28 protein-coding genes are annotated in these 24,275 nt (G+C 69.8%); 19 read left to right on the top strand and 9 right to left on the bottom strand.

Translation table 11 applies throughout. The features are described from left to right. Positions 1-73: 73 nt before the first annotated feature. The 4 genes from ACYX4S_RS11740 to ACYX4S_RS11725 all read right to left on the bottom strand — a co-directional run bounded on the left by ACYX4S_RS11740 (position 74) and on the right by ACYX4S_RS11725 (position 2,969). The gene (locus ACYX4S_RS11740) at positions 74-1,000 is read right to left on the bottom strand and encodes an META domain-containing protein (RefSeq protein WP_476360303.1); all 927 of its coding nucleotides are present in this window, start codon (positions 998-1,000) and stop codon (positions 74-76) included. A gap of 98 nt (positions 1,001-1,098) precedes the next feature. After that, positions 1,099-1,695, bottom strand: a complete 597-nt coding sequence (locus tag ACYX4S_RS11735; protein ID WP_476360302.1) for a DUF6714 family protein — start codon at positions 1,693-1,695, stop codon at positions 1,099-1,101. Positions 1,696-1,775: 80 nt separating this feature from the next. Further along, positions 1,776-2,630 (bottom strand): hypothetical protein, encoded by an 855-nt coding sequence (locus ACYX4S_RS11730; protein WP_293724290.1) that lies wholly within the window; start codon positions 2,628-2,630, stop codon positions 1,776-1,778. A 111-nt stretch (positions 2,631-2,741) separates the two neighbouring features. After that, on the bottom strand, positions 2,742-2,969 hold the full coding sequence (locus ACYX4S_RS11725) for a hypothetical protein (RefSeq protein WP_293724288.1): 228 nt from the start codon (positions 2,967-2,969) through the stop codon (positions 2,742-2,744). A 280-nt stretch (positions 2,970-3,249) separates the two neighbouring features. Here ACYX4S_RS11725 and ACYX4S_RS11720 point away from each other — a divergent pair, with 280 nt between their 5' ends. Continuing rightward, positions 3,250-4,449 (top strand): DUF2336 domain-containing protein, encoded by a 1,200-nt coding sequence (locus ACYX4S_RS11720; RefSeq protein ID WP_476360301.1) that lies wholly within the window; start codon positions 3,250-3,252, stop codon positions 4,447-4,449. A gap of 35 nt (positions 4,450-4,484) precedes the next feature. Here ACYX4S_RS11720 and ACYX4S_RS11715 read toward each other — a convergent pair whose 3' ends face one another. The 3 genes from ACYX4S_RS11715 to ACYX4S_RS11705 all read right to left on the bottom strand — a co-directional run bounded on the left by ACYX4S_RS11715 (position 4,485) and on the right by ACYX4S_RS11705 (position 7,999). Then, positions 4,485-5,078, bottom strand: coding sequence for a DUF1254 domain-containing protein (locus ACYX4S_RS11715; protein ID WP_476360300.1), 594 nt, complete (start codon positions 5,076-5,078; stop codon positions 4,485-4,487). After that, positions 5,075-5,734: a DUF1214 domain-containing protein gene (locus ACYX4S_RS11710; protein WP_476360299.1), complete on the bottom strand. Its 660-nt coding sequence runs from the start codon at positions 5,732-5,734 to the stop codon at positions 5,075-5,077. The genes ACYX4S_RS11715 and ACYX4S_RS11710 overlap by 4 nt, the downstream gene beginning before the upstream one ends. Positions 5,735-5,812: 78 nt before the next feature. Next, positions 5,813-7,999 carry a transglycosylase domain-containing protein gene (locus tag ACYX4S_RS11705; RefSeq protein WP_476360298.1) on the bottom strand — a complete coding sequence of 729 codons (2,187 nt, stop codon included), beginning with the start codon at positions 7,997-7,999 and terminating at the stop codon, positions 5,813-5,815. Between the two features lie 144 nt (positions 8,000-8,143). Here ACYX4S_RS11705 and ACYX4S_RS11700 point away from each other — a divergent pair, with 144 nt between their 5' ends. Beyond that, a complete protein-coding gene (locus ACYX4S_RS11700) occupies positions 8,144-8,701 on the top strand; it encodes a YcgN family cysteine cluster protein (RefSeq protein WP_293724280.1) in 558 nt (185 codons plus the stop codon). Between the two features lie 22 nt (positions 8,702-8,723). Here the strand turns inward: ACYX4S_RS11700 and ACYX4S_RS11695 are convergent, their stop codons facing one another. Continuing rightward, positions 8,724-10,187 (bottom strand): MltF family protein, encoded by a 1,464-nt coding sequence (locus tag ACYX4S_RS11695; RefSeq protein ID WP_476360297.1) that lies wholly within the window; start codon positions 10,185-10,187, stop codon positions 8,724-8,726. 236 nt (positions 10,188-10,423) lie between these two features. Here ACYX4S_RS11695 and ACYX4S_RS11690 point away from each other — a divergent pair, with 236 nt between their 5' ends. The 15 genes from ACYX4S_RS11690 (at position 10,424) to ACYX4S_RS11620 (ending at position 22,242) form a co-directional block, all read left to right on the top strand. Next, a complete protein-coding gene (locus ACYX4S_RS11690; RefSeq protein WP_476360296.1) occupies positions 10,424-12,427 on the top strand; it encodes a bifunctional metallophosphatase/5'-nucleotidase in 2,004 nt (667 codons plus the stop codon). 317 nt (positions 12,428-12,744) lie between these two features. Continuing rightward, positions 12,745-13,032 (top strand): GIY-YIG nuclease family protein, encoded by a 288-nt coding sequence (locus tag ACYX4S_RS11685; RefSeq protein WP_476360295.1) that lies wholly within the window; start codon positions 12,745-12,747, stop codon positions 13,030-13,032. 690 nt (positions 13,033-13,722) lie between these two features. Beyond that, positions 13,723-14,301 (top strand): hypothetical protein, encoded by a 579-nt coding sequence (locus ACYX4S_RS11680; RefSeq protein WP_476360294.1) that lies wholly within the window; start codon positions 13,723-13,725, stop codon positions 14,299-14,301. Then, complete coding sequence (locus ACYX4S_RS11675) at positions 14,204-15,523, top strand: DNA-packaging protein (protein WP_476360293.1); 1,320 nt, start codon at positions 14,204-14,206, stop codon at positions 15,521-15,523. The genes ACYX4S_RS11680 and ACYX4S_RS11675 overlap by 98 nt, the downstream gene beginning before the upstream one ends. Positions 15,524-15,625: 102 nt before the next feature. Next, positions 15,626-16,837 carry a phage portal protein gene (locus ACYX4S_RS11670; protein ID WP_476362859.1) on the top strand — a complete coding sequence of 404 codons (1,212 nt, stop codon included), beginning with the start codon at positions 15,626-15,628 and terminating at the stop codon, positions 16,835-16,837. Next, positions 16,837-17,064, top strand: a complete 228-nt coding sequence (locus ACYX4S_RS11665; RefSeq protein WP_422068301.1) for a hypothetical protein — start codon at positions 16,837-16,839, stop codon at positions 17,062-17,064. Before ACYX4S_RS11670 ends, ACYX4S_RS11665 begins: the two co-directional genes overlap by 1 nt. A 207-nt stretch (positions 17,065-17,271) precedes the next feature. Then, positions 17,272-17,751 carry an HK97 family phage prohead protease gene (locus ACYX4S_RS11660; RefSeq protein ID WP_422068302.1) on the top strand — a complete coding sequence of 160 codons (480 nt, stop codon included), beginning with the start codon at positions 17,272-17,274 and terminating at the stop codon, positions 17,749-17,751. A 54-nt stretch (positions 17,752-17,805) separates the two neighbouring features. Further along, entirely contained in the window at positions 17,806-19,182 is a 1,377-nt protein-coding gene (locus ACYX4S_RS11655) for a phage major capsid protein (protein ID WP_476360292.1), read from the top strand. Between the two features lie 73 nt (positions 19,183-19,255). Then, entirely contained in the window at positions 19,256-19,828 is a 573-nt protein-coding gene (locus ACYX4S_RS11650; RefSeq protein ID WP_476360291.1) for a head-tail connector protein, read from the top strand. Continuing rightward, positions 19,825-20,154, top strand: coding sequence for a head-tail adaptor protein (locus ACYX4S_RS11645; protein ID WP_476360290.1), 330 nt, complete (start codon positions 19,825-19,827; stop codon positions 20,152-20,154). The genes ACYX4S_RS11650 and ACYX4S_RS11645 overlap by 4 nt, the downstream gene beginning before the upstream one ends. Continuing rightward, positions 20,151-20,582, top strand: a complete 432-nt coding sequence (locus ACYX4S_RS11640) for a DUF3168 domain-containing protein (RefSeq protein WP_476360289.1) — start codon at positions 20,151-20,153, stop codon at positions 20,580-20,582. Before ACYX4S_RS11645 ends, ACYX4S_RS11640 begins: the two co-directional genes overlap by 4 nt. 34 nt (positions 20,583-20,616) lie before the next feature. Then, positions 20,617-21,030, top strand: coding sequence for a phage major tail protein, TP901-1 family (locus ACYX4S_RS11635; protein ID WP_476360288.1), 414 nt, complete (start codon positions 20,617-20,619; stop codon positions 21,028-21,030). Positions 21,031-21,041: 11 nt separating this feature from the next. Then, complete coding sequence (locus ACYX4S_RS11630) at positions 21,042-21,413, top strand: gene transfer agent family protein (RefSeq protein WP_476360287.1); 372 nt, start codon at positions 21,042-21,044, stop codon at positions 21,411-21,413. Continuing rightward, complete coding sequence (locus ACYX4S_RS11625; protein ID WP_476360286.1) at positions 21,410-21,574, top strand: phage tail assembly chaperone; 165 nt, start codon at positions 21,410-21,412, stop codon at positions 21,572-21,574. Before ACYX4S_RS11630 ends, ACYX4S_RS11625 begins: the two co-directional genes overlap by 4 nt. A 23-nt stretch (positions 21,575-21,597) precedes the next feature. Next, entirely contained in the window at positions 21,598-22,242 is a 645-nt protein-coding gene (locus ACYX4S_RS11620; protein WP_476360285.1) for a phage tail tape measure protein, read from the top strand. A gap of 66 nt (positions 22,243-22,308) precedes the next feature. Here ACYX4S_RS11620 and ACYX4S_RS11615 read toward each other — a convergent pair whose 3' ends face one another. Continuing rightward, the gene (locus ACYX4S_RS11615) at positions 22,309-22,548 is read right to left on the bottom strand and encodes an HP1242/YdcH family protein (RefSeq protein WP_476360284.1); all 240 of its coding nucleotides are present in this window, start codon (positions 22,546-22,548) and stop codon (positions 22,309-22,311) included. A 143-nt stretch (positions 22,549-22,691) separates the two neighbouring features. On the opposite strand from ACYX4S_RS11615, the gene ACYX4S_RS11610 reads away from it, so the two are divergent. Further along, positions 22,692-23,327 (top strand): phage distal tail protein, Rcc01695 family, encoded by a 636-nt coding sequence (locus tag ACYX4S_RS11610; RefSeq protein WP_476360283.1) that lies wholly within the window; start codon positions 22,692-22,694, stop codon positions 23,325-23,327. A gap of 31 nt (positions 23,328-23,358) precedes the next feature. Further along, positions 23,359-24,252 (top strand): DUF2163 domain-containing protein, encoded by an 894-nt coding sequence (locus ACYX4S_RS11605; RefSeq protein ID WP_476360282.1) that lies wholly within the window; start codon positions 23,359-23,361, stop codon positions 24,250-24,252. The last annotated feature ends 23 nt before the right edge of the window (positions 24,253-24,275 follow it).

Raw genomic sequence — 24,275 nt, 5'->3', positions numbered from 1 at the left:
CGACAGGCAACAGGAACAGACGCAACAGAAAAGGGGCGGTGCCATGCACCGCCCCTTTTGCCGTTCAGCTGTTTCAGCGGCGCGTCAGGGTGAGAAGGGGGCGCCCGCCACGCCCGGTGAAGGTCACCGTGTTGCCCCGCCGTTCGACCCGGTTGGCGTTGGAGAGAGCGGTCAGGACATTCGCCTCCGCCACCTGCTGGGCCCGCACCCGGCAGAACATCTTGGTGCTCATGCCGGGGCCGCGCTGGTTCACCCGGCTGTCGCGGATCGCCAGCTGGCTGGAAAGCCTGTTGCAGCCGACCGTGGCGCTGACGCGGCCCGAGCGGTCGAGCGAGAAGCTGGCCTGACGGGCGAGATCGCGGCCAAGGCGCACCAGATAGCCGTTGTCGGCGGCCACATGGGTGATGCGGTACTGTCCGGCGATGTCGGCGGCGTCGATGCCGCCGGGCCGCTGCTGTCCGCCCTGGTGGGACCCGGGGCGCCCGCCGGAGGGAGGCGTGTTCACCCGCGCCGGCAGGATGCGGAACTCCGTGGCCGCGCCCGGACGTTCGGCACGGGCCGCGAGACGGGCCTTGCGGCCCTGGTTGACCCGCACGTACTTGCCGTTCTGGACCGAGCGCAGCGCGATCTTGTCGCCGCGCAACCGGATCTGCTCGAAGGTTTCCCAGCCCCGGATATGCGGGCTTGCAACCGACAGAAGCGTCTTCTCGCCGACACCGGCGCGCAGGAAGCGACCGCTGCGGGGATCGCGGAAGGCGACCCGGCCGCGCTGCAGCTTCACCGTATCGAGCCGCACCGCACGCCTCACGTCGGGGGTGGCGGCGGCCAGAACGCCGCCGACCTCGGTGACGTAGAGACCGTTTTGCGCCGACTGGAGGTAAACCTCGCGGGTGAAGGCGACGGATGACAGCGAGGTCAGCGCGACGAGCGCGCAGGCCGCGCCAATGGCAACGCGTCGCAGGCGGGGAAGGGCGGAAACGGAAGGGATCAGGCGAAGCATGGTCGGACCTCTTAAGGGTTGCCGTGAAAAGCGTTTCGATGGGAAAGGCTTAGCGAACCGCCGCTGATCGGGTCTTGAACGCGGCGTTCAGGAGGCGTTCATGTGGCCCGGGCAAGGCGCGCGTCGAACCACGCCGCCCGCGCCTCGGCGATGAGTCGCGCGTCGAAAGCGCTGGCGCGGGCCTTCACCTCCAGATAGGCGCTGACCGCGCGGACCTGGGCGTCATCCAGCATGGACAGGCGGTGGCGGGCATTGTCGCCCCAGGTGCGCTCGCCGTAGAGGCGGGGATTGATCCGCCGCTCCCGATTCTCGTCGGTGAGCCCGTCGACGATGTTGTAAAGCGGCAGCGCGTGGGAAAGCTCCCCGCGCAGGTCGGCGATCAGGAAGGCTGGGAGGTAGAAGCGCCAGGCGGCATCCGAAAGAAAGGAGAGGGCGGAACCCTGGCCGTCCGGTGCACGGTCGAGAAAGGCGCTGTCGAGCGTGCGCCAGTCGGTCTTGTCGGCGAAGACCTCGGCCACCCGGCGCGGCTCGTCGGTGACGGGCCCGCCGGCCGAAAGGGTCCAGTGTCCGGGAAAGGCGACGTCGGCAAAGGCATAGCGGATCAGCGCTTCCGCCCCTGCGGCGTCTATGCCGTCCGCCCGGGGAAGCGGATCCCCGTTGTCGTCATAGGCCTCCCACCACCTGTCCTGCGTCATGATCGCTCCCTGTCGCCGAAAGCGGCATCATGCACCCCGGATCGTCCCGGGCCTGTGTCGCGGATTACGGATCGTGCCTGTCACTTCTGCGGAGGTGGACGCTCGGTGCCCCAGTTGGAATAGATGCGGGACCGTCTGGCCGGAGCGTCCTGGTCGTAGCGGTTGCCGTCCTGGCAGCCCTTCTCCAGGGCGACCACCTCGGCGGCCAGCCGCTTCCAGGCGACGTTGGCGTCCCACACCCGGTTGTGCGACGGGGTCTCGATCTCCAGCTTGTCGATCGCTTCGCGGTAGGACACCAGCCGGTAGCGCAAGGCCTGCCCGGCCCAGTCGATGTAACGCCGGTTTTCCCAGACCCGCGCCTGTGCGCCGGCGAGATCCTCCTCGGAGGAGATGTCGCGCCGCCCGAGCGCGCGCAGCCGCTCGGTGTCCGCCGCGCTCACCCGCTCCGCCACCTCGCAGAAGGGCTCGACAAGGGCCGCGTCCGCCAGCGCATCGGCGGCGACGCGGTCGTAGCGCGCCTCGCTTGAGCGGTAGCGGTCGGAACTCAGATAGGCGTAGTAGCGTCCCGGATCGGCGGACCCGGCCTCGGGCAGGATGCGCGTGCGCATCAGTTCGGTGCGCGTGCCCTCGATCCAGTCCTGCGACGACGGCGGGCGGATCAGCGTCCAGCCCCGGTCGCGCAGTTCGCGCTCGTCGTCCGTCAGGTTGAAGCGCGAGACGGGTTCGCCACGGTTCGCGGCGAGTTCCGCGCCGGCTGCCGGCATCACCTTGTCGTGGATCACGGAGGGCGCGGCCCGTCCGAAATCGCCCGTCGGGCGCTGGCACGCGGCGGCGAGCGCGGTCACGAGCACCAGTCCGGCGAGCGACGCGAGGCGCGTGCCGGTCCTGCGCCCGATGCGCGGACGCGCGTGACAGGGGCGAGAGGCGATGATCACCCGTCGGTCTTTCCGGTCAGGGCCCGTGTCGAACGCCGGCCGGCATGGCCGGACGCCGCGCGGGCGGGAAGAGCCGCCTTGCGCGATGCGGATCCTGGGGGGCGAACGGTGTCAGTGACGCCGGCCCGGCTTCGGATCCACGCCGCAATAGGGCGACCCATCCTGTTTGCGCCCGATTCGTGCGGCCAGATCAAGGCCGCAGGCGCTCTCGCCGTGGCGTTCGATGCGCACGCCGGGAAAGATGACGATCTCGCCCCAGGTGCCCGAGCGTGCCGCGCCGGCGCGCATGTGCGGGCGGACAGGGCGATTGCCGCGATGGAAGTCCAGAACCGTACCCATTGCATCCTCCTTGGATCGCGGGGAGGGGGATCGCTTCCGATCCCGTTCCCCCAACCCGGACAGGCGACGCCATACAAATGCTGCCGTAGGGTTAGCTGAACCCTGAGTAGGAACGAGTCACAGTTAACAAGTCGCTAACGCTTTTCTGCCAATTTGAGCAAACGTGCCGGCCCGCGCTCCGGCGCGCGTGTATCCTGCGTAACGCGTGACAAGTCCGGCCGTGTCGAACCAACCGAAGAACCATCCCGCCGTGCCTCAGGCCGGCACCCCGAGACCTCAGATGGATGGCGTCGTGGATCTTCCCCTGGAACCCGATCGCGAGCGCAAGGCGCATGTGCTGCTCGCCGCCAGCGAGCTCTATGTCGCGCGCGGGTACCATGATGCGGGCGAGGCACGCATCTTCGAGGAATTGTTCCGCCAGCTTCTGCCCGAGACACCCGCCTCCCAGCGGCTCGCCATCGCGCGCCTTCTCGCGGCCTACGAGCATCCGCCCGAGGGCTGCCTGGAGACGCTCGCCGCGGACAGCGACGAGGCGGTCGCGGCCGCAGCCCTCGCCGGCCCCGCGCCGCTTTGCGAGGCCGCGCTCATCGCGGCCGTCGGCCGGGGGCCGGAACGCGCGCGCGCGGCCGTTGCGGCGCGCGCGGACCTTGCCGCGCCCGTGCGTCTCGCACTTGCCCGTCACGCCGCGCCCTCGACCCTCAAGCGTCTGCTCGCGATGGCGCCGTCCGGGCCCGACGACGATGTTCTGGATGTGCTGTTTACCCGCCCCGAGGTGATTGGCGAACTAGCCGTTCCGCTGGCACGGCGTCACGTGCTGCCGGCCTCGCTGCTCTTCGCGCTGTTCCTCGATCTCGACGAGGCGGGACGCATGGAGGCGCTTGCGGCGGCCGAAACCAGGGCACTTGCCGATTTCGCGCGACGCGGCGATCCGCGCGTGCTGCACGCCTCCTTCAAGCCGGACGTGCTGAAGCACCTTGTCGATGCGGCGCTGTCCGGCGGCGCGGCGGCCTTTGCCGCCCACCTCGCCTACACGCTGGATCTGGACGGCGAGACGGCGGCGCGCATCGTGGAAGACCGGGGCGGCGAGGCGCTCATGGTGGCCCTGCGCGCGCTCGGCACCAGCGATACCGAAAGCGGACGCATCGCCGTGCGCCTGCTCGGCCAGCGCCTGCCGCTGGAACGGCTGCGCGCGCTGCTCGCGCTGCATGACCGCATCACGCCCCATGCCACCCATCACCTGATACGCGGGCTCTCCGCCGGGCTCGCGGCCGCCCTTCGCGAGGCGCGTGAGGCCGCGAGCGTGCGGGCGGTCGCGGGAGAAACACTGCCGCTGGCAGCCGGTGGCGAGGGGCAGCACCACATGCCGCTGTTCTCCGGCCAGGCGCGCGGCGAGGCCCGGGCGTCGGACCCGCGCGGCACGGATGCGCAGCGCCAGCCAGCGGCCCGTCCGCTGCCGAGACGCGACCGCGACGCGGGCTAGTCCCCTAAACGAGACGTGGTTTATGGGTCCACACCCTAGCCTTGGCCGTCCGAATCGAGCGGCCGGCAGGTGGCCGCGTCCATGGCCTCCACGAGCGCCTGATGGGCCAGCGGGTCACCGTCGAAGGCACGCAGAAGGGCGTAGCCGCTCGTCTCGTCCGTCTCGATCACGATCATGTCCTCGAGCCCGATCGGCGGGTTCTCGCGCAGGATGGCAAGCTGCTCGCTGGAGAGCACCAGCGCCTCGAGCCGTCCGCCGTTGCCGGACGTGCGGTCATTGAGCGAATAGATCGCCTCGCCCTTGGCATTGAAAAGCGCGAACGACCAGAACGGAGGCGGCAGCGCGGCCTCGATCATCAAGGGACCGTCGGCGAGGGCGAAGCGGCAGGTGGCATGAAGCATGGTCGGGTCGAGCATGGGCAGGGGCTCGGCACCGGCCCGCGAGGCGGGCAGCATGTTGAACCGCCCGTCCGGCCCGAAGGCGGCGATCCGCGCGTGCGCCGACTGCGGCACCTGCCCGGGGATTCCCATCACCGTCGCGATATGGATGATGCCGCCGAGGAACAGGCCGGCCAGCATCACGAGCGCGAACCGGGACAGATGCAGGGTCTTGAGCCTCGCGCGGATCATCGGCATTGCCCCCGCGTGATCTCGGGCATGGGCACGTTGGCGACCCCCGTGCCGGTGGTCAGCGGCGTGTCGTAGAGCCTGAGTGCCAGCACCAGACCGTTGGCATCGCGCGAGGTCGGCAGCCAGTTGCCCGGGCGCGCCCGGGCCGCCGCGGTCGCGACGAAGGATCCGTCCGGACGGCGCAGGATCTGGCGGCTGGAAAGCCCCTGGCGAGCATCGCCCGTCTCGACCAGACGCAGCCCGGAGTCGAGGGGAACCAGCGTCCACATGCGCGCCGGCGCGGCCTGGCCCGAGATCGTGTAGTCGCAGGCCGGCGAGAGTGAACGTCCGAGCGAATCCGTGTCGGCGAGGAAAAGAAGACCCTCGCCGCCGGCCAGCGGAACCCGGCCCGTGCGCGCATGGGTGGCGGCGGAATAGGGATCGGCCTCGCGTGTGCCCTCGCTTGGCCGCGCCTCCCAGACGCCGAGCCGGAGATGGTCGAACCCCGGCCCCCGTTCCACCGCGAGATAGGCGGTGGTGAAACCGGATACGGCGCCGATGAGCACGACAAGGAACACGGTCAGCCAGAGACTGCCGCGCCGGTCCGACAGGATCGCCGGCACCTTGTCGGGAAACTGGCCGTCCGTCTCCGGATTGACGACATGACTGGCGGTCACGCGCATACCCCGATCACTCGACTGCCCTTGTCATTCGGTTGCCCCGTCACTCGGCTGTCCTGTCACTCGGCTGTCCCGTCACTCGATCGATCCGGTCGCGCCATCGGCGGGCGCCAGGGCCGCACGCTTGCCGATCGCCTCGAGCCGCGCCCCGATCCCGGTGAGAACCTCCATCGACGGTTCGCGCAGCAGGCGTGGCCTGTCCCCGCTGCGGGTCGCGCCGGCCACGAGGGCGGGGTCGGTGCCGCCGGGCGCCGCGTCGACACCGGGCATCGGCTTCAGCTCGATGCCGTTGTGGGCATATTCCATGATCGACTGCCAGGTCATGGCCGGAAGGCTGCCGCCGGTCATGCGGCCGGTGGAGGTGAAATCGTCGTTGCCGAACCAGACGGCGGCCGCGTAGTTGCCCGTGTAGCCCACGAACCATGCATCGCGATAGGCTTGGGTCGTGCCCGTCTTGCCGGCCGCCGTGACACCGGGCACGCGGGCCCGGCGGCCGGTGCCGTGCTCGATCACGTTGACGAGGACATCGTTCATCTCCTCGGACGCCTCCCTGGTGATGACGCGCTCGGGCACCGGGCGATCGCGGGAGAGGTCGTAGATCGTCTCGCCGTTGGAATCGCGCACCTCGAGGATCGGCGTGGGCGGCACCCGCAGGCCGTCGTTGGCGAAGACCGAATAGGCGGACGCCATGTCCAGCACGCGCACCTCGGCGACGCCGAGCGGCAGCGCGCGGGTGATCGGCAGCTCGGAGGTAAGGCCCATGTGATGGGCATTGTCGACGATCTTGTCGCGTCCCAGTGCCTGGGCGAGGCGCACCGGCACCGTGTTGATCGACTTTGTGAGCGCCGTCTTCAGCGTGACCGCGCCGGCGTAGCTGCGTCCGTAGTTGCGCGGGCTCCATCCGCCGATGGTGATCGGGGCGTCTGGCACCACGGAGGAGGGCTTGTAGCCGTTCATGAAGGCGGTGATGTAGACGAAGGGCTTGAAGGACGAGCCGGGCTGGCGCAGGGCGTCGACGGCACGGTTGAACTGGCTGGCGCCGTAGTCCTTTCCGCCGACCATGGCCCGCACGGCGCCCGTTTCCGGCACGACAACGGCAACCGCGGCCTCCTCCACCCGATAGCGCGCGCCGTACTGGCGCAGCGTGTCCAGCGTCGCGCGCTCGGCCTGGCGCTGCAGGCCGGGGTCGAGCGTGGTGCGCACGGTCACGATCCGGTCGTTGGCAAGGCGCGGATGCGTGCGTGCCAGCTCCTTGAGCTGGTTGAAGGCATAGTCGAGGAAATAGTCGGGCGACCGCTCCTTGGACCGGTCGATGGCGACCGCCGGGTTGCGTCTGGCGCCGATAACCTGGCCCTCGGTCATGAAGCCGGCCTGCACCATGTTGGTGAGCACCTCGTTGGCGCGCGCCCGGGCCGCCGGAAGATTGACGTGCGGGGCGTATTTCGTCGGAGCCTTGAAGAGGCCCGCAAGCATCGCCGCCTCGGCAAGGGACAGCTCGCGCACGTTCTTTCCGAAGTAGAATTCGGACGCCGCCGCGACGCCGAAGGTGCCGCCGCCCATGTAGGCGCGGTCGAGATAGAGTTTCAGGATCTCGCGCTTGGACAGGTTCATCTCCAGCCACAGCGCGAGAAACGCCTCGTTGATCTTGCGTTTCAGCGTCCGCTCGTTGGACAGGAACAGGTTCTTGGCGAGCTGCTGGGTGAGGGAGGAGCCGCCCTGCACGACCGTGCGCGCGCGCAGGTTCTCCACCATGGCGCGGAAGGTGCCCATCACGTCGATGCCGAAATGGGAGAAGAAGCGTCGGTCCTCGGTCGCAAGCGTCGCCTTGACCAGATAGTCGGGGATCTCCTCGAGCGGCACGGTGTCGTTGAGCAGGATGCCGCGATGGCCGACCTCGTTGCCGAACCGGTCGAGGAAGGTGACGGAAAAGTCCTCGGTCGTGCGCCAGTCGGCGCGCTCCGTCTGCTCGAAGGCGTCCTGGGCGAGCACCAGCATCAGCACGAGGCCGACAAGCCCGAAGGTCAGTCCGTCCGAGCCGAGTTCGGCCGCCACGCGCCCGAAACCGCGTGCCCGGAAGCGCCTCAGCCAGGCGGAATATCCCTCAAGGCCCGTGCGCAGGCCGGTGAGGCCCCGCCACAGCATGGTATCGACCCAGGCATCGACGGACAGCATCCATGCCCGGATCCTGCCGTGCCGGGGCGCGCTGTCGTGCCGCGTGGAAACGGTGTCGTCCCTGTCGCCGTCGCCGGATCGCTGGTTCACCTTGGCCGTCCGTTTTGGTATGCCCGGTCCGTGGTGCGGGTGCACCGCTGGCGGGTCATGCCGCCGCGTTTCCTTTTACCCCTGATCGCGCCGCCGTTTCAAGAAACGCGAACGGCCCGCGCGCCCGAGAACCGGCAAGGCCAGATGACCATCTCCGACAAGGATGCAGCTCCCGGCGCGGCAGCGACGGAAACCGGGGCGGATGCGCCGTTCTGGCGCGTGAAGGGCCTCGGCGAGTTGAGTACCCGCGAGTGGGAGTCGCTTTGCGACGGCTGCGGGCGCTGTTGCCTCAACAAGCTGGAGGACTGGGACACCGGCGAGATCGTCTGGACGTCGCTTGCCTGCACGCTGTTCGACGGCGAAAGCTGCCGTTGCCGCGACTATCCCAACCGCTTCGCCACCGTGCCCGACTGCCTGCCGCTGACGCCGGAGACCGTGCCGGGCCTGACCTGGCTGCCGCCGACCTGCGGCTATCGCCTGATCGCCGAGGGGCGCGACCTCTACTGGTGGCATCCGCTCGTCTCCGGCGATCCCGACACGGTGCACCAGGCCGGCATTTCCGTGCGCGGGCGCTGTCTGTCCGAGGATGGCGTGGAACTTGAGGAATACGAGCATTTCCTCGTCGACTGGCCGGGCGAGAACCCGATGGAGGAAAAGCCTCCGGTGGGCTTCATCAGCTTTCCGCGCAAGGATGACGCCTGACGGTCTCGTGCCCGGGGCCGGGTCACTCGGCCGGACTGACGACCTCGGCCTTCTCGCGGCGCGCGTCCTCGGCGAAGGCGACATAATACTTGTAGATGTTGCCGACGTAGCGCACCGGCTCGCGGCTGACGCGCGCGCGAACGATCCACTCCACGTTGCCGAACCACTCGTTGGGATCGTAGCCCTTCGTCTCCGCCTCCTTGCGCAGCCGCGCGAAGCGGCTCGGCCCCGCGTTGTAGGCGGCGAGCGCGAAGAACGCCTGGTTCACCGGATCGTCCGCCAGATCCTGGAAATAGCTGTCCGCGAGAAAGCGCAGGTATTTCACGCCGGCTTCCACGTTGCGGTCCGGGCTCTCGGCAACCCCCTTGATGCCGACGTTCGGATCGGCCGCCGTGGACGGCTTGATCTGCATGAGGCCGACCGCGCCGGCCCGGCTGCGCACGGACTGGTCCCAGCGGCTTTCCTGGAACGACTGCGCGGAGACCAGAAGCCAGTCGATGTCATAGGACCCGCCGTAGCGGGCGAAGAGCTCGCGCACGGCCTCGTGGCGCCGGACGTGCTCGGGATCGTCCAGCTTTTCCAGGTACGTCGTGTCCTTGAGGTAGCGCTTGAGGATCACGTTGCCGATGAGCGTGCCCTGCCGCGCCGTCTTCACGAAGGCATTGAGCTCGGCGGCAAGCTTCGGCGCGTCCTTGCGCAGCGCGATGGCGATCTCGCCGCCCTCGCGCAAGGGAGCCTTGTCGTGAACCCGGAGGCCGTCGAGCACGCCCGCCCAGAAGGCCGCCTTGTGGCTGTCCATGACGATGAGGTCGATGCCGCCGGCGGCGACGATTTCGGCAAGATCCTCGTCCTCGAGCGCGTCGTCCACCTCGACGATCTCCACCAGCGGGCGTCCCGCCTTCGCGAGGCGCTCGTTCAGGGCGCTCAGGCTGGAGAAGTAGCTGGAGGAGCGGCGCACGTGGACGGTGCGGCCCGAAAGCGCCTCGGCGCTCTCGAGCGCCGGCATGTCCGTGCGGCTGACCGGCACCTCGGAGATGCCGGTGTAGAGCGGATCGCTGAAGGCCGTAAGCGCCTTGCGGTCGTCGGTGACGGTCAGATTGCCCATGGCGATGTCGCCCCGTCCGGCCGCGAGATCCGAAAACAGCCGCTCGCGCGGGGTCGGCAGGAAGACGATGTGCCCGTCCCGGGCCGCCTTGCCGTGCCGCTTGACCAGGAACTTGCCGAACTCGCCCATCATGTCGACCGTGGTGCCGCGCTGGGTGCCGCCGTCGATGAAGTAGAAGGTGCGCGAGAAGGGCACGAGCACGCGCAGGAAGCCACGCTCCAGGATCGCGTCGAAATCGCCCTTGAACGGCGCGCGCATCGTCTCGCTGAGCCGGTCCGAGAGGTCCGGTGTCATGGCGCGTGCCATCGGGGAGGCGGCGAGCAGGAGCAGCACCGGCAGGACGACTGCAACGAGGCGGGGAAAGCGTCGGGAAGCGTTCATGTTCGGGTCCGGGACGGGAGGCGTTCGGCGCGCAGTTTGCGCATCTTCGCCGTGCGTCGCAAGGCGGAAGCCCCGGATATGCGCGACAGTGTCGCGGGAGGTCGGCCGAACCAGCCATTTTGAAAAAGAGAAAGCGTTCACAAGGTGTTGGAAGGTCGAGCCGTGTCGCGGACCGTCACACGGATGAGACATGTCTCTGGAAAGAGACGGGCTCACGCATTCCGCGAGAGGTTCCCATGACATCCTTCACGAGACGCCGTTTCCTGTCTTCCGCCGCGAGCCTTGGCGCGCTGGCGGCCCTGTCGCCGGTGCTGGTGCGCCGCGCCAACGCCCGGCCCGGCGCGGGCGAGTTGCAGATGGTCTCCGTCACGCCCAATCCCGCCGGCTCCGCCGAGCGCGTCTTCCTGCTCAAGGGGGATCCGCTCGCCGGTCCCGTGACGACCATCGTCGCCGAGGACGGCGCGCCGGTGCCCGAGCGCCGTCTTGCCGACGGCGAGCGCCACGTGCTGCGGCTGATGCATTTCAACGACATGCACAACCACATGACGGACATGCACCCCAGGCGCGGCGACACCCACCGCATGGCCCAGATGGTCAAGCGGGTGAAGGAGACGCGCGCGGCCGCCGGCGACGACGAGACTGTGCTGCTGCTGTCGGGCGGCGACGACCACACCGGCTCGATCTTCGACGAGCTGCTCGGCTGGAACGAGGCCGAATACGTGGTCGACGCCGGCTACAGGGCGGCTTCGGCCGCCGGCGTCGACATCGCCGTGCTCGGCAACCACGAGTTCGACCGCGGCGCGGCCCAGCTCAGGCTCGGCATCGAGCGGGACGCGGCCTTTCCCGTGCTCTCGGCGAATGTGGCGGAGTCCGCCCATCTCGCCCGCGACCGCGACTATGTGGCGGCGGCGGTCATCGAGGCCAACCGGCTGCGCGTCGGCGTGATCGGCCTGACCACCAACGTCGACATCCGCACCGGCATGAAGGCGGATCCGTCCATGCGGGTCGCCAGCCCGGTCGAGGCGGTGACCAACGTCTACAAGGCGGTGGAGGCCGTGTCCGACGTGGTCGTGGTGCTCTCCCACTGCGGCTACGGCAAGGGAATGCACAAGTCCGGCAAGGCCGGCTCCCTGCGCGAGATCGGCGAGGGCGACTTCACCATCGCCGAGGCGGTCGGTCCGCTGGCCGAGAAGCCGGTCGTCCTGATCGGTGGCCATTCGCACACCGAGCTCAACACGGACGGCATCGATCCGGACAACATGGTCTCGGGCGTGCTGCTCACCCAGGCCAAGGCCAATGGCGCCTTCCTCGGCGAGATCGCCATGTCGATCGCCGCCGGCGAGGGCCGCGACAAGTGGTTCTCCAGCGTGTCGCTGCATCCGGTGAAGAAGCGGGACGACACGGTTGCCGCAGGGGCGGAAGGCTATGACGCGCTCGAGCACGAGGGCGATTACGACGCGGCCTTCGAGACCGAGGTCATGGTGCCGATGATCGCGGCCCTCGACGACAAGCTGGCCGAGGTGATCGGCGATGTCGCGGCCGATGCGCCGGTGTCGACGGAAGAGACCCGGGCGACCCGCTACATCGGCGAGACCGCGCTTGCCAACTTCATGAACGACACGCTGGTGCGCCAGTCGGCGACCTTCCCCGGCGGGGCGGTCGATTTCGCCCTGTTCAACGCGACGGGCCTTGCGAAGGGCATCGCACCGGGTGAGCCGCTGAGCTTCCGTGCCTGGTTCGACGTCATGCCTTATGCGGACCAGGTCGAGATCGCGACCATGACCGGCGCGCAGATCCGCGACATGCTGACCTCCAACGCCAAGCGCCTGCTGCGCCCGGACGAGGTCGCCTCCACGGACCTGTCGGCGTTCGTGTCGCGCGGGCTGCTGCATTTCTCCTCCGGCATCCGCTACCGGATCGAGCTGGGCGAGACGGCGGCCGACGCGCGCGCGGTCGACATCACGCTCGCCGGCAAGCCGGTGGAAGAGGTGCTCGACGCGCCCTTCCGCTTCGCCTTCAACACCTATGTGATGCTGGGCGCCTTCTCGGAAGCCTGGAACGGCAAGGCGATCGGCGGCGGCGTGGCTGGCGACATCGCAACGCCGGACCTGCGCAAGCTGCCGTTCGAGAATACCGGCCTCGTCTACCGCAACGAACTCATCAGCGCGATCCGCGAGATGGGCACCGTGACCCGGGCCGGGGGCGCGGACCTCGACGGCCGCCTTGTTGTCACGGGGTGAGGGCAGGGTCTGGAAAATAGTCCTAGGAAAAAAATCCTTGACAGCGTGACGCTGGTTCGCTAGTGTTCGGTCATGGTCGCAGAGTTGCGGCTGAACGGCGGCGGGTCGAAAGGCCCTGCCGCCGTTTGCGTTTCAGGTGCCGTGTCATTGCCGCCCCCTCCGGGGCCTCTCCATCCCGGCCGAGATTGCCAATGGGCCCCGGGTCGCGGGCTTGCGCCCTTGCCCGGGGTGACGGCGGAGGGTGGGGCGACGACGGGGGGCAGCAGGCACGGCGCGCGCACTCTTGTTTTTGTCGCACCAGTCGGCAACTCTCGGGTGTGGAGTTCTTTGTCTACATTCTCGCGAACCGAACGCGCGGAACACTCTATGTGGGTGTGACCAACGACCTCGCGCGGCGGGTTTTCGAACACCGTTGCGGAAAGGCGGCGGGGTTCACGCAGAGGCATGGCGCGACGAGACTGGTCTACTACGAGACGTTGGCGTCCATCGTCGATGCCATCGCGCGCGAGAAGCAACTGAAGCGCTGGCACCGCAGCTGGAAAATTCAGGCAATCGAGGCGTTCAATCCCGACTGGAGGGATCTCTACGAAGATCTCAATCAGTAACACCGGCCTTTGGGACGGCCTTTTCTATGCCGCATCCTCCGGGGCCTCACCGTCCCGGCCGAGGTTGCCAATGGGCCCCGGGTCGCGGGCTTGCGCCCTTGCCCGGGGTGACGGCGGAGGGTGGGGTGATGTTGGAGTGCGTGGGCTGGCGATGTGCCGAGGAGGGCGATGTGATGTGCCGAGGAGGCAGGGTCCTCCTTCGGCGTCACCCCGGACGAGCCCCGCAGGGGCGATGATCCGGGGCCCAATCCACGTATCCTCTCGAGACACCGGTCCTTGGGACGACCGTTTCTCTGCCGGTCCCTCCGGGGCCTTTCCGTCCCGACCGGGGTTGCCAATGGGCCCCGGGTCGCGGGCTGGCGCCCTTGCCCGGGGTGACGGCGGAGAGTGGGGTGATGGTGGAGTGGGCGGGCTGGCGATGTGCTGAAGAGGGGGATGTGATGTGCCGAGGCGGTGCGATCCTCCTTCGGCGTCACCCCGGACGAGCCCCGCAGGGGTGATGATCCGGTGCCCAGTCCACGTATCCAGGCGCGACGCCGATCCTTGGGACGACCGTTTCTCTGCCGCATCCTCGGGGGCCTCACCGTCCCGGCCAAGGTTGCCAATGGGCCCCGGGTCGCGGGCTGATGCCCTTGCCCGGGGTGAGGGTGGAGAGTGGGCGAGCGGACAGTCACGCAAAAGGAGATCCGTATGACCGGGGCAAGCGGGCAACCGGACAGGCAAGCCCTGTCCGGGGCGCGGGCCGTGCCGGCGCGCAAGCAGCCGGTCCATCTGGGGACCGATGCCTGGCGCGAGGCGCGCCACCTGTATGAGGAAGGGGGCTGCGGAGCGGAGGAACTCGGCCAACGGTTCGGCGTCACGCGCCAGACCGTCGAACGGCGCATCCGCGTCGAGGGCTGGGTCCGTCAGGGGCATCTGCGCGAACTGATGGAAAAGGGCGACACGCGCGGTCTCGCCCGCATGGTCGCCCGGCTGATCGCCGCCTTCGAGGCGCAGATCCGTGCGGTCGAGGCGCAGTTTCTCGGCGGCGATGCGGTGGAAATCGCCACCGATCCCACGTCGGTGGAGCGCAACGCGCGAACCCTCGGCAGCCTGGCAAAGACGCTCGACATTCTCATCGAGCTGCGGGGCGGGCTTTCGGGCAGCGAGACACAGGCGGAAAGGGATGCCGATGGCCTCAGGCGAGAGCTTGAAAAGCGCCTTGAGCGCCTGTGCCGGGAAGCGCCTGCTGCCGCAGTTCCTGGCGGCACTCGGACCGGGCGAACTTGAGTTCCTGCGTCACGACTGGGACCTGTGGGCCCACGATCACCAGCGCCCGCCTCCCGGCGACTGGCGGGTGTGGATGCTGCTCGGAGGACGCGGCGCGGGAAAGACGCGGGCGGGCTCCGAATGGCTGCGGGCCCGCACCGGCGGACAAGGACCACGAGCCGGGCGCATCGCGCTGGTGGGCGAGACGCTGCAGGACGCGCGCGAGGTGATGGTGGAGGGTGTTTCGGGCCTTCTGGCGGTGTATCCGCCACGCGACAGGCCCCAGTGGCTGCCCTCGCGGCGGCGGCTGGAATGGCAGAATGGCGCGGTGGCGCAGGTGTTCTCCTCCGAGGACCCGGACGCGCTGCGCGGTCCCCAGTTCGATCTCGCCTGGTGCGATGAACTCGCCAAATGGCGGCACCCGCAGGAGACCTGGGACATGCTGCAGTTCGCGCTGCGCCTGGGCGACAGCCCGCGCCAGCTCGTGACAACGACACCGCGCCCGATTCCGCTGGTGAAACGCCTGCTCGCGGACCCGGAAACGCGCGTCGTTCGCGCGGCGACGGAGGCCAATGCCGCTCACCTGGCCAGGGGCTTCGTCAGCGCGATCCGCGCCCGCTACGCGGGAACGCGGCTCGGACGGCAGGAACTCGACGGCGAACTCGTCGACGACCGGCCGGGCGCGCTGTGGACCCGCGAGATGATCGAGAGCGCCAGGGCGGAGCGGATGCCGGAGCTTGAACGCATCGTCATCGCGATCGATCCGCCGGCCTCCTCCGGCAGGCGGTCCGACGCCTGCGGCATCGTGGTGGCGGGGCTCTCGGGCGAGGGCATCGCCTATGTGCTCGCCGACGCGAGCATGGAGCGGGCCCGTCCGGCGGACTGGGCGGCGCGGGCGGCGCGTCTCTGGCACACCCACGAGGCCGACTGCCTGGTGGCGGAGGTGAACCAGGGTGGCGAGATGGTCAGCGCGGTGATCGGTGGCGTCGATCCCGGCATTCCGGTGAAGGCGGTGCACGCTTCGCGCGGCAAGCTCGCCCGCGCCGAGCCGGTGGCGCTTTTCTATGAGCAAGGCCGGGTGCGGCACGCGGGCGCGTTTCCCGAACTCGAGGACGAGATGGCCGACTTCGGCCCCGGCGGGCTCTCGAGCGGCCGGTCGCCTGACCGGCTCGACGCGCTGGTCTGGGCGTTGGGCGAACTGCTTCTGGCCCGGCGCGGCGAGCCGCGACTGCGCAACCTGTGAGGCGGTGACCCCGGTGCGGAGCGCTTCCGGCGGCGCGGGATAATTCAGCGTGTGAAGAGCTTGAATCACTGTCTCAAGACGGACGAAAAGGTGTTTCCGATCATGGCATTGAGAGGGTTTCTCGAATCGGTTCGCAAGGGCTTCCGCCCGGCCGAGGCGAAGGCGTCGCGCACCGGTCCGCTGATCGCGCTGTCGGGCAGCGGGCGCCCGGTCTGGACCCCGCGCGACTATGCGGCCCTGGCCCGCGAGGGCTATGCACGCAATCCGGTGGTGCACCGGGCGGTGCGTATGATCGCGGAAGCCGCGGCAAGCGTTCCCTTCACCCTGTTCGACGGTGAACGCGAGCTCGACCGTCATCCGCTGCTCGCGCTGCTGGCGCGGCCCAACCCCGGGGCTTCGGGCAAGGGCTTCCTGGAAGAGGTCTACGGTCACCTTCTGGTGGCGGGAAACGCTTATGTGGAGATGGTGTCGATCGAGGGCGAGCCGCGCGAGCTGTTCGCCCTGCGGCCCGATCGGGTCCGGGTGGTGCCGGGCCGTGACGGCTGGCCCGAGGCGCATGACTACACCGTCGCCGGGCGCACGGTGCGCCTTGCCGCGCGCGAACCCGGCGGTCGCCCGCCCGTGCTGCATCTGAAGATCTTCCACCCGCTCGACGACCACTACGGCTTCGCGCCCATCGAGGCGGCGCAGGTGAGCCTCGACCTGCACAATGCGGCGGGCGCCTGGAACAAGGCCCTGCTCGACAACTCCGCAAGGCCCTCCGGCGCGCTGGTCTATGGCGCCGACGGGGCGAACCTGTCGGAGGAGCAGTTCGACCGGCTGAAGGCCGAACTCGAGGAGGGATACCAGGGCGCGCGCAACGCCGGGCGGCCGCTGCTTCTGGAAGGCGGGCTCGACTGGAAGCCCATGGGGCTGACCCCGAAGGACATGGATTTCGTCGGCGCGAAGAACCAGGCGGCGCGCGAGATCGCGCTCGCCTTCGGCGTGCCGCCCATGCTGCTGGCCATTCCCGGCGACAACACCTTCGCCAACTATCAGGAAGCCAACCGGGCCTTCTGGCGCCAGACCGTTCTGCCGCTGGCCGCGCGCACGGGAGAGGCTCTGGCGCGCTTTCTCGCGCCAGGCTTCGCGACGGAGGGGCGGGAGGCATCCCTGCGGCTCGAGCCCGACGGCGATGCGGTCGAGGCGCTGTCGAGCGAACGGGCCGCCCTCTGGCAGCGGGTCGAGGGGGCGAGCTTCCTGACGCGGGACGAAAAGCGTGCCGCCGTCGGCTATGGCGCGGGCGACGACGCCGGGGAGGGGGAGGCCTCGTGATGGTCGACCCGCACATGCTGGAGCCACACATGCTCGAACCCATGGCCCGCATCCTCGGCGGTGCGGGCGATCTTGCCCATCTCGTGCTCTTTCTCTGGGCGAGTTCCGCGACCAGCCTGCTTGTCTGGTCCCTGCGCGAGATGGCCCGCGCCAACAGGCGCTTCGACGACTTCGTCGCGGCCATCGCCCGGCTGAACCGCATCTTCGCGGATTTCGACGACGACTGACCGCTTTCCGGTCCGCTTCCACAAGGCAACGGAGACCTTCATGACGCGATCCCGACATCCGGGCCCGTGCGCGACCGTGCGCGCGTGGCCACCCCGTTCGTCCGGCGGCGGGCGTGACGCGCAGGGCTGCCACCGCGTGGTGTTTCGCCGTTTCGCGAACCGCCTCGGGCATCTGCTCACGCGCCGGCGCGCGGCGGACGCGCCCGCATGAGCGCGGTGACCCTGGCCCCCGGGCGCAATCCGGGCGAGGGCGCGCGCATCTCCGGCTACGCCAGCGTGTTCGGCATTCCCGACGAGGCGCATGACGTGGTGGTGCGTGGCGCCTTCCGCCGCTCGCTGAAGGAGCGCGGCGCGGCAGGTATCCGGATGCTCTGGCAGCACGACCCGGGAAAGCCCATCGGCATCTGGGACGAAGCGCATGAGGACCGGCTGGGCCTGCGGCTCGCCGGACGGCTGCTGACCGCCACGGCGGCGGGGCGCGAGGCGGCGCTTCTGGTCGCCGCCGGGGCGCTCGACGGCCTCTCCATCGGCTTTCGCGCCCGTTCCGCCCGTCGCGATCCGGCAAGCGGCATGAGGCGGATCTTCGACATCGACCTCTGGGAGGTCTCGCTCGTGACCTTCCCCCTGCATCCCGCCGCCCGCCTCGACGCCATCGCCGGGGCCGCGCCGCGCGCGACGTCTCGCTGAGGCGTTCCCTCCCTTCCCACGACGGCCCGAGGGCCGAAACCCTGGAGACTGCCCATGACCAGATCCGCCTGCGAACAGCGTTCTGCCGCCGATCCGCGCGAGCATGCCGCCCCGGCCAGCGGGGCGCCCGAAACCAAGGCGCCGGCTCCCCCCGCGACGCCGAGGCCCGCGCCCGAAACCAAGTCCGGGTCCGCCGGCGAGGGCCATGCCGACACCCGGCGCGAGCTCGACGACATGCGCGCCACCTTCGCCGCCTACCGGGAGGTGAACGAGGAGCGGCTTGGCGAGCTTGAAACGCGCGGCAACGCCGATCCGCTGGTGTCGGAGAAGCTGGCGCGCATCGATGCCGCCCTCGATCGCCAGCAGGCGCGTCTCGACCAGATGGCGCTGAAGGCGGCCCGTCCGGCACGTGAGCCCGCCGCATCGGGCCGTCACGGGACAGGGGCGGCCGATCCGGCGGTGCTCGAGCACCGCGAGGCGTTTTCCGGCTACATGCGCAAGGGCCATGAGGAGGGCCTGCGCACCATCGAGCAGAAGGCGCTTTCGGTCGGGTCCGACCCCGACGGCGGCTATCTGGTGCCCGAGCAGACCGAGAGCGAAATCCTGACCCGCATGGCGTCGGTCTCGCCGATCCGTGCCATCGCCGGATCGCGCCAGGTCACGGCGAGCGTCTTCAAGAAGCCGTTCTCCGTGACCGGTCCGCAGTCGGGCTGGGTGGCGGAGACTTCGGCACGCCCGCAGACCGGCGCTCCGACGCTGGCCGAACTCGCCTTCCCGACCATGGAGCTCTACGCCATGCCGGCGGCGACGCCCTCGCTTCTGGAGGATGCCGCCGTCGACGTGGAGGCATGGATCGCCGGCGAGGTGGAGATGGCCTTCGCCGAGCAGGAGGGCGCGGCCTTCGTGAACGGCGACGGGACCAACCGGCCGCGCGGGTTCCTCGACTATCCGCGGGTGGCCGAAGCCTCGTGGAGCTGGGGCAGCCTCGGCAAGCTGGCGAGTGGCGTCGACGGAGCCTTTCCGGCGAGCGCGCCCGCCGACGTGCTGATCGATCTCGTCCATGCGCTGAAGGCCGGCTATCGCCAGAACGCCCGCTTCGTCATGAACCGGCGCACGCAGGCGGTGGTGCGCAAGATGAAGGACGCGGACGGCAACTATCTCTGGCAGCCGCCGGCCTCCGTCGGCGCGCCGGCGACCCTGATGAGCTTCCCGCTCACCGAGGCCGAGGACATGCCCGACATCGGCATCGAGGCGGCGGCGATTGCCTTCGGCGACTTCCGCCGGGGCTACCTTGTGGTCGACCGGGCCGGCGTGCGCATCCTGCGCGATCCCTATTCCGCCAAGCCCTACGTGCTCTTCTACACCACCAAGCGCGTCGGCGGCGGGGTGCAGGATTTCGACGCGATCAAGCTGCTCTCCTTCGAGGCCTGACGGCTGGACAGCCGGTCGGTGGCGCGGGCAGGACCGCGCCGCCGGAACGCCTCTCCCCGACAAGGAAACCCGCATGACCGCACTCGTGACCTCGCCGCCGGCGCTGGAGCCGGTGACGCTGGCGGAGGCGCGCGCCCATCTGCGCGTGACCGCGACCGCCGAGGATGCCCTGATCGAACGCCTTGTCGCCGCCGCGCGCGCCGAGGTGGAACGCCTGACCCGCCGTGCGCTGATCCGCCAGGGCTGGCGGCTGTATCTCGACGGATGGCCGCCGGGGCGGGCGGTGCGCTTTCCCGTCGCGCCCGTGGTCTCGGTGGAAAGTCTCACCGTCTACGACGACGACGGGATGCCCGTCGTGCTGCCCGTGGGCGCCTACACGCAGCGCCTGAACAGCGAGCCGCCCGGCCTTTCGGTCGCGGTGGGCGCCGGCGGTCTCGCGCCCAACGGCATCGAGATCGATTTCACTGCCGGCTACGGCGCGGCGGCGGACGACGTGCCGGAACCCTTGCGCCAGGCGGTGCTGCTGCTTGCCGGCTTCTGGTTCGAGCGTCGCGAGGGGCTGGCGGAGGCGGGATCGCCGCAAGGGCTCGGCCTGCCGGGCGCGCTTGCCGCGCTGATTTCCGGATACCGCAGGGTGCGGCTGTGACGGGCGGCGGAGCGGGTGGGCTCGACCGCGTGATGCGGCTCGAACGGCCCGACCGGATCGTTGCCGTCAACGGCGAGACGGTCACGCAGTTCGCCGACGAGGGATCCCATTTCGTGGCGCTCGCGCCCGCCTCCCTGGCCGAACGGGTGGCGGGCGAACGCCTGGGCGGCACGGCCACCCACAAGGCGCGGCTGCGTGCGCCGAACCCGGTTCGCGCGGGGTTTCGTCTCGTGGACGAGGACGAGCGCGTCTTCCGCGTGCTCGGTGTCGATGACAGCGCCAGGCGGAGCGGCTTTCTCACCTGCCTGCTGGAGGAGGAGGCATGACGGACGCAAGTCTTGCCTTGCGCGGAGCGGCCTTCGCCCTTCTGTCCGGCGATGCGGACCTTGCCGCACTGGCCGGAGCGCAGCGGATCCACGATGGCGCCCCGCGCGGCGCGCCGTTCCCCCACCTCGTCATCGGGGCGATCGAAAGCCGCCCGCTCCTCGCTCTGGCGGAGGACGGCGAGGAGCACCGGCTGGACCTGGCGGTCTTCTCGCGCGCGGACTCCCGTGACGAGGCGGGCCGGATCCTGTCGCGCGCCGTCACCCTGCTTGCCGACAGGGCGGGCGTTGTGGCCGCGTTGGCCGCACAGGCGTCCGGCCAGACCCTCGTCGCAACGCGTCTCGTCGAGCGGCGAACCGAACGGCTGCCGCAGGCGCGCCTGTGGCGGGCACGCGCAAGGCTGCGGCTCGTCACCGAACCGCTCGGCTGACGGCCGAACCCTCTGAAACCCAAGGAGACCCGAAATGGCGGCCCAGGCTGGCAAGGACCTTCTTCTCAAATGCGACACCGCCGCAGCGGGCAGCTTCGTCACCGTGGCGGGCCTGCGTGCCCGGCGCATCGCCCTCAACCAGGCAAGTGTCGATGTAACCGACGCGGAGAGCGTCGGGCGCTGGCGCGAGCTGCTGGAGGGCGCGGGTACCCGTTCGGCCAGCCTGTCCGGCAGCGGCCTTTTCAAGGACGCGGCGGCGGACGAAAGCGTGCGCGGGCTGTTCTTCGACGGGCTGATCCGGCCCTGGCAGGTGGTGATTCCCGATTTCGGCACGATCATCGGGCCGTTCCAGATCACCGGCCTCGACTACGCGGGCAATCACGATGGCGAGGTGACCTACGAGTTGGCGCTGGAATCGGCCGGCGCGCTTGTCTTCGCCGCAAGCTGAGGAGAAACGGCATGGTCAACCGGCACCGTGGCGAAGTGGGTGCGGTCCTGGATGGCAGGCCGCGCGTTCTGGTGTTGACGCTGGGCGCGCTCGCCGAGCTGGAGGCGGCCTTCGGCGTGGGGGATCTCGCGGGGCTCGCCGCGCGCTTCGAGCGCGGACGGCTGTCGGCCCATGACCTGTCGCGCATTCTGGGCGCTGGCCTGCGTGGAGCGGGTGAAACGGTCTCGGACGCGGAGGTCGCGGGTTTCGCGATGGAAGGCGGGGTGCCGGCCATGGCCCGGCTCGTCGCCGATCTGCTGGCCGTGACCTTCGCACCGGAGACGGGCGACGAGCGCGGGGAGGGCGCGGGCGAACCTGCCGGCCCTTTCCCTGGCGGCTCGTGATCCACCTCTGTCTTGCCCGGCTCGGATGGTCGCCGGAAACCCTGTGGCGGGCGACCCCCCGGGAGGTCGCGCTTGCCCTTGGTCCGCCACCGGGCACCGGCGCGGCCGGACCGCTTGGCCGTCAACGGCTGGGCGAGCTGATGCGCCGGTTTCCCGATTGAACCCATGACAGGAGATGCAAGGCATGGCGGATGAACGCGGTGGTGAGACGGCCGGCGGGCTGGACGGGGGGTTGGACGGCGGACTGGCTGAGGGATTGGGAGACGCACGCGCGGAGGCGGCCGAACTGGACCGGCTGATGCGCGGCGTCGGCGTGAGTGCGCGGGCGGTCTCCTCCTCCCTTTCGGGAGGCCTGAAACGCGCGCTGGTCGACGGGCGCTCGCTGGAGCAGGTGTTTCGCCAGATCGCCCTGTCGCTGTCGAGCCGGGCGCTTTCGGCAGCGCTTGCCCCGCTGGAAGCGGGCATTGCCGGCGGGATCACGCAGCTTGTCGGCGGCCTGACGACCGGTTTGGCATCCGGTCTGTCGGGAGGTCTTGGCGGCGGGCCGGTGAGGGCCTTCGCCAAGGGGGGCGTCGTGGCATCGCCGAGCTATTTTCCGCTTGGCGGCGGCACGGGACTGATGGGGGAGGCGGGGGCGGAAGCGATCCTGCCGCTGGCACGCGATGCACGCGGGCGGCTCGGCGTTGCCGCAGGCGGCACGGGCGAAGCGGGTGTTCCGGCGGTCGTCTTCAATGTGCAGGCGAGGGATGCGGAAAGTTTCGCCCGATCCGAAACCCAGATCGCGACGATGGTAGCCCGCGCCGTCGGACGGGGACGGCGCGGGCTCTGACGTCGGGCCTGAAGAGGAGGGGCTCAGGCACCGGCGCTTCTGTCTCCGGCGGGCCGGAGAAGCAGGTCAGTCGGCTGCGAGAATGGCCGCGATCTGGTCCTTGAGCTGGAGCCGGGTCTTCTTGAGCTCCTCCAGCGCCTCATCGGAAGCGGGGGCGACCTCGGTCTCGATGCGGTGAATCTCGCGGTTCACCTCGTGATACTCGTCTGCAAGCTTTGCGAAGTGGGCATTGCTGGTCTTCAGCGCGTGCAGCGCGTCCGCCTTCCCGGGGAATTCCTCGTGAAGCTCGTGCGGAACATGGCTCATGTCTTGGCGTCCTCCGTTTGTTGTCCCGACCATGCGCGAGGCCGGAGCGTCGCGCCTTGAGGGAAATCAAACCGACGGCGTCTTCGCGTCTCCCGCGTCGCTTTTTCACCTCTCCCTGTCGATGTCCTGTTCTGGAGGCCCGCATGGCGGCAAGCTTCATCGAGGAGCGGTTTCCGCTCTCCGTTTCCTTCGGCGCCAGCGGAGGTCCCGAGTGGCGGACGGAAGTCGTCACGCTCGCCTCCGGCGCCGAGGCGCGAAACGCGCGCTGGGCGCGGGCGCGCCGCCGCTATGACGCGGGAACGGGCGTGCGCTCGCTGGCCGATCTCGCCGCCGTCGCCGCCTTCTTCGAACGCATGGGCGGACGGCTCACGGGGTTCCGCTTCCGCGACCCCTTCGACAACACGTCGGCCCCTCCCGGCGCGGAGGTGTCCCCGCTCGACCGGGAAATCGGCGAGGGCGACGGGACACGCACGGCCTTCCGCCTCGTTCGTGCCGCCGGCGCGGGGCGTATGCGCGAGATCACCAAGCCCGTGGCCGGAACGGTGCGCATTGCCGTCGGCGGCGAGGAACAGGATGAAGGGGCGGGCTTTTCGCTCGATGCGACGACCGGGCTCGTGACCCTGGCCGCGCCGCCCGGCCCGGGTGTTCCGGTCACGGCGGGCTTTCGCTTCGACGTTCCCGTGCGCTTCGACACCGACCGGCTCGACATGAGCCTGACCCACTTCGAGGCCGGGCGTGTGCCGACGATCCCGCTCATCGAGATCGATCCGGCTACCTGACGGGCAGGCCGGCCCCCTTGCGGAGGTTTTCATGAAGACAATCGATCCGGATACGCTGGCGCGTCTTGGCGCGCCGGCGGCGACCAGTGCGACCTGCTGGAAGGTGACCCGCCGCGATGGGGCCGTCATCGGCTTCACGGATCACGATCGCGCGCTTGCCTTCGATGGCGTCACCTTCGCCCCCGATCTGGGACTGGAGACCAGTGTCACCACGCTGGAGCCGGAGTTCGCCTCGGGAAGCGCCGAGACCGCCGGTATCCTGTCCTCCAAGGCGGTCGCTGAGGCGGACCTCGCGGCGGGGCTTTGGGACGGCGCCGAGGTCGAGATCCATGCGGTGGACTGGGAGGATCCGGCCCACCGGGTGCTGATACGGCGTGCGGTCATCGGCGAGGTCACGCGGGCGGGGGCAGCCTTTCGCGCGGAACTGCGCGGGCTCGCCCATCTGCTCGACGTGCCGCAGGGGCGTGTCTTCTCCCACCTGTGTGACGCCGTGCTCGGCGACGTGCGCTGCCGGGTCGATCTCGTCGCTGGCGGCTTTCAGGCAAGTGCGAGCGTGGTCGAGGCGGGCGCCGCCGACCGTCTTGTCGTGGACGGCGTGCCGGACCACCCGGCGGAATGGTTCTCCGGCGGCCGGCTCGAGGTGCTCTCGGGCCCCTTGTCGGGGGCGGTCGGCGACATCGTCTCGGACCGCAAGGATCGGGACATGCGCCGCCTTGCCCTGCGCGATCCGCTGGGTGGCATTCCGGTGGCGGAAACGGTGCTGCGCCTGTCGGCGGGATGCGACAAGCGGTTTGCGACCTGCCGGGCGAAATTCGCCAATGCGCTGAACTTCCAGGGCTTCCCGCACATGCCGGGCGCGGATCACGCGCTTGCCTACCCGAGCCGCGGGGCCGCCGAGAACGACGGCGGCGCGCTGGTCGGCTGAGGCGGGCTTCGAAGAGGAACTCC

It is taken from the genome of Stappia sp. ABD4_338 (assembly GCF_056312175.1).
The sequence above is the reverse complement of the archived record's forward strand: the minus strand, read 5'-3'. Positions and strand labels throughout refer to the sequence as shown.

What these genes read in the sequence shown, in the direction of transcription:
- ACYX4S_RS11740 (WP_476360303.1), bottom strand. Translation starts at nt 1,000, where the DNA reads ATGCTTCGCCTGATCCCTTCCGTTTCCGCCCTTCCCCGCCTGCGACGC.
- ACYX4S_RS11735 (WP_476360302.1), bottom strand. Translation starts at nt 1,695, where the DNA reads ATGACGCAGGACAGGTGGTGGGAGGCCTATGACGACAACGGGGATCCG.
- ACYX4S_RS11725 (WP_293724288.1), bottom strand. Translation starts at nt 2,969, where the DNA reads ATGGGTACGGTTCTGGACTTCCATCGCGGCAATCGCCCTGTCCGCCCG.
- ACYX4S_RS11720 (WP_476360301.1), top strand. Translation starts at nt 3,250, where the DNA reads ATGGATGGCGTCGTGGATCTTCCCCTGGAACCCGATCGCGAGCGCAAG.
- ACYX4S_RS11715 (WP_476360300.1), bottom strand. Translation starts at nt 5,078, where the DNA reads ATGATCCGCGCGAGGCTCAAGACCCTGCATCTGTCCCGGTTCGCGCTC.
- ACYX4S_RS11700 (WP_293724280.1), top strand. Translation starts at nt 8,144, where the DNA reads ATGACCATCTCCGACAAGGATGCAGCTCCCGGCGCGGCAGCGACGGAA.
- ACYX4S_RS11695 (WP_476360297.1), bottom strand. Translation starts at nt 10,187, where the DNA reads ATGAACGCTTCCCGACGCTTTCCCCGCCTCGTTGCAGTCGTCCTGCCG.
- ACYX4S_RS11690 (WP_476360296.1), top strand. Translation starts at nt 10,424, where the DNA reads ATGACATCCTTCACGAGACGCCGTTTCCTGTCTTCCGCCGCGAGCCTT.
- ACYX4S_RS11680 (WP_476360294.1), top strand. Translation starts at nt 13,723, where the DNA reads ATGACCGGGGCAAGCGGGCAACCGGACAGGCAAGCCCTGTCCGGGGCG.
- ACYX4S_RS11675 (WP_476360293.1), top strand. Translation starts at nt 14,204, where the DNA reads ATGGCCTCAGGCGAGAGCTTGAAAAGCGCCTTGAGCGCCTGTGCCGGG.
- ACYX4S_RS11670 (WP_476362859.1), top strand. Translation starts at nt 15,626, where the DNA reads ATGGCATTGAGAGGGTTTCTCGAATCGGTTCGCAAGGGCTTCCGCCCG.
- ACYX4S_RS11665 (WP_422068301.1), top strand. Translation starts at nt 16,837, where the DNA reads ATGGTCGACCCGCACATGCTGGAGCCACACATGCTCGAACCCATGGCC.
- ACYX4S_RS11660 (WP_422068302.1), top strand. Translation starts at nt 17,272, where the DNA reads ATGAGCGCGGTGACCCTGGCCCCCGGGCGCAATCCGGGCGAGGGCGCG.
- ACYX4S_RS11655 (WP_476360292.1), top strand. Translation starts at nt 17,806, where the DNA reads ATGACCAGATCCGCCTGCGAACAGCGTTCTGCCGCCGATCCGCGCGAG.
- ACYX4S_RS11650 (WP_476360291.1), top strand. Translation starts at nt 19,256, where the DNA reads ATGACCGCACTCGTGACCTCGCCGCCGGCGCTGGAGCCGGTGACGCTG.
- ACYX4S_RS11640 (WP_476360289.1), top strand. Translation starts at nt 20,151, where the DNA reads ATGACGGACGCAAGTCTTGCCTTGCGCGGAGCGGCCTTCGCCCTTCTG.
- ACYX4S_RS11635 (WP_476360288.1), top strand. Translation starts at nt 20,617, where the DNA reads ATGGCGGCCCAGGCTGGCAAGGACCTTCTTCTCAAATGCGACACCGCC.
- ACYX4S_RS11630 (WP_476360287.1), top strand. Translation starts at nt 21,042, where the DNA reads ATGGTCAACCGGCACCGTGGCGAAGTGGGTGCGGTCCTGGATGGCAGG.
- ACYX4S_RS11620 (WP_476360285.1), top strand. Translation starts at nt 21,598, where the DNA reads ATGGCGGATGAACGCGGTGGTGAGACGGCCGGCGGGCTGGACGGGGGG.
- ACYX4S_RS11615 (WP_476360284.1), bottom strand. Translation starts at nt 22,548, where the DNA reads ATGAGCCATGTTCCGCACGAGCTTCACGAGGAATTCCCCGGGAAGGCG.
- ACYX4S_RS11610 (WP_476360283.1), top strand. Translation starts at nt 22,692, where the DNA reads ATGGCGGCAAGCTTCATCGAGGAGCGGTTTCCGCTCTCCGTTTCCTTC.
- ACYX4S_RS11605 (WP_476360282.1), top strand. Translation starts at nt 23,359, where the DNA reads ATGAAGACAATCGATCCGGATACGCTGGCGCGTCTTGGCGCGCCGGCG.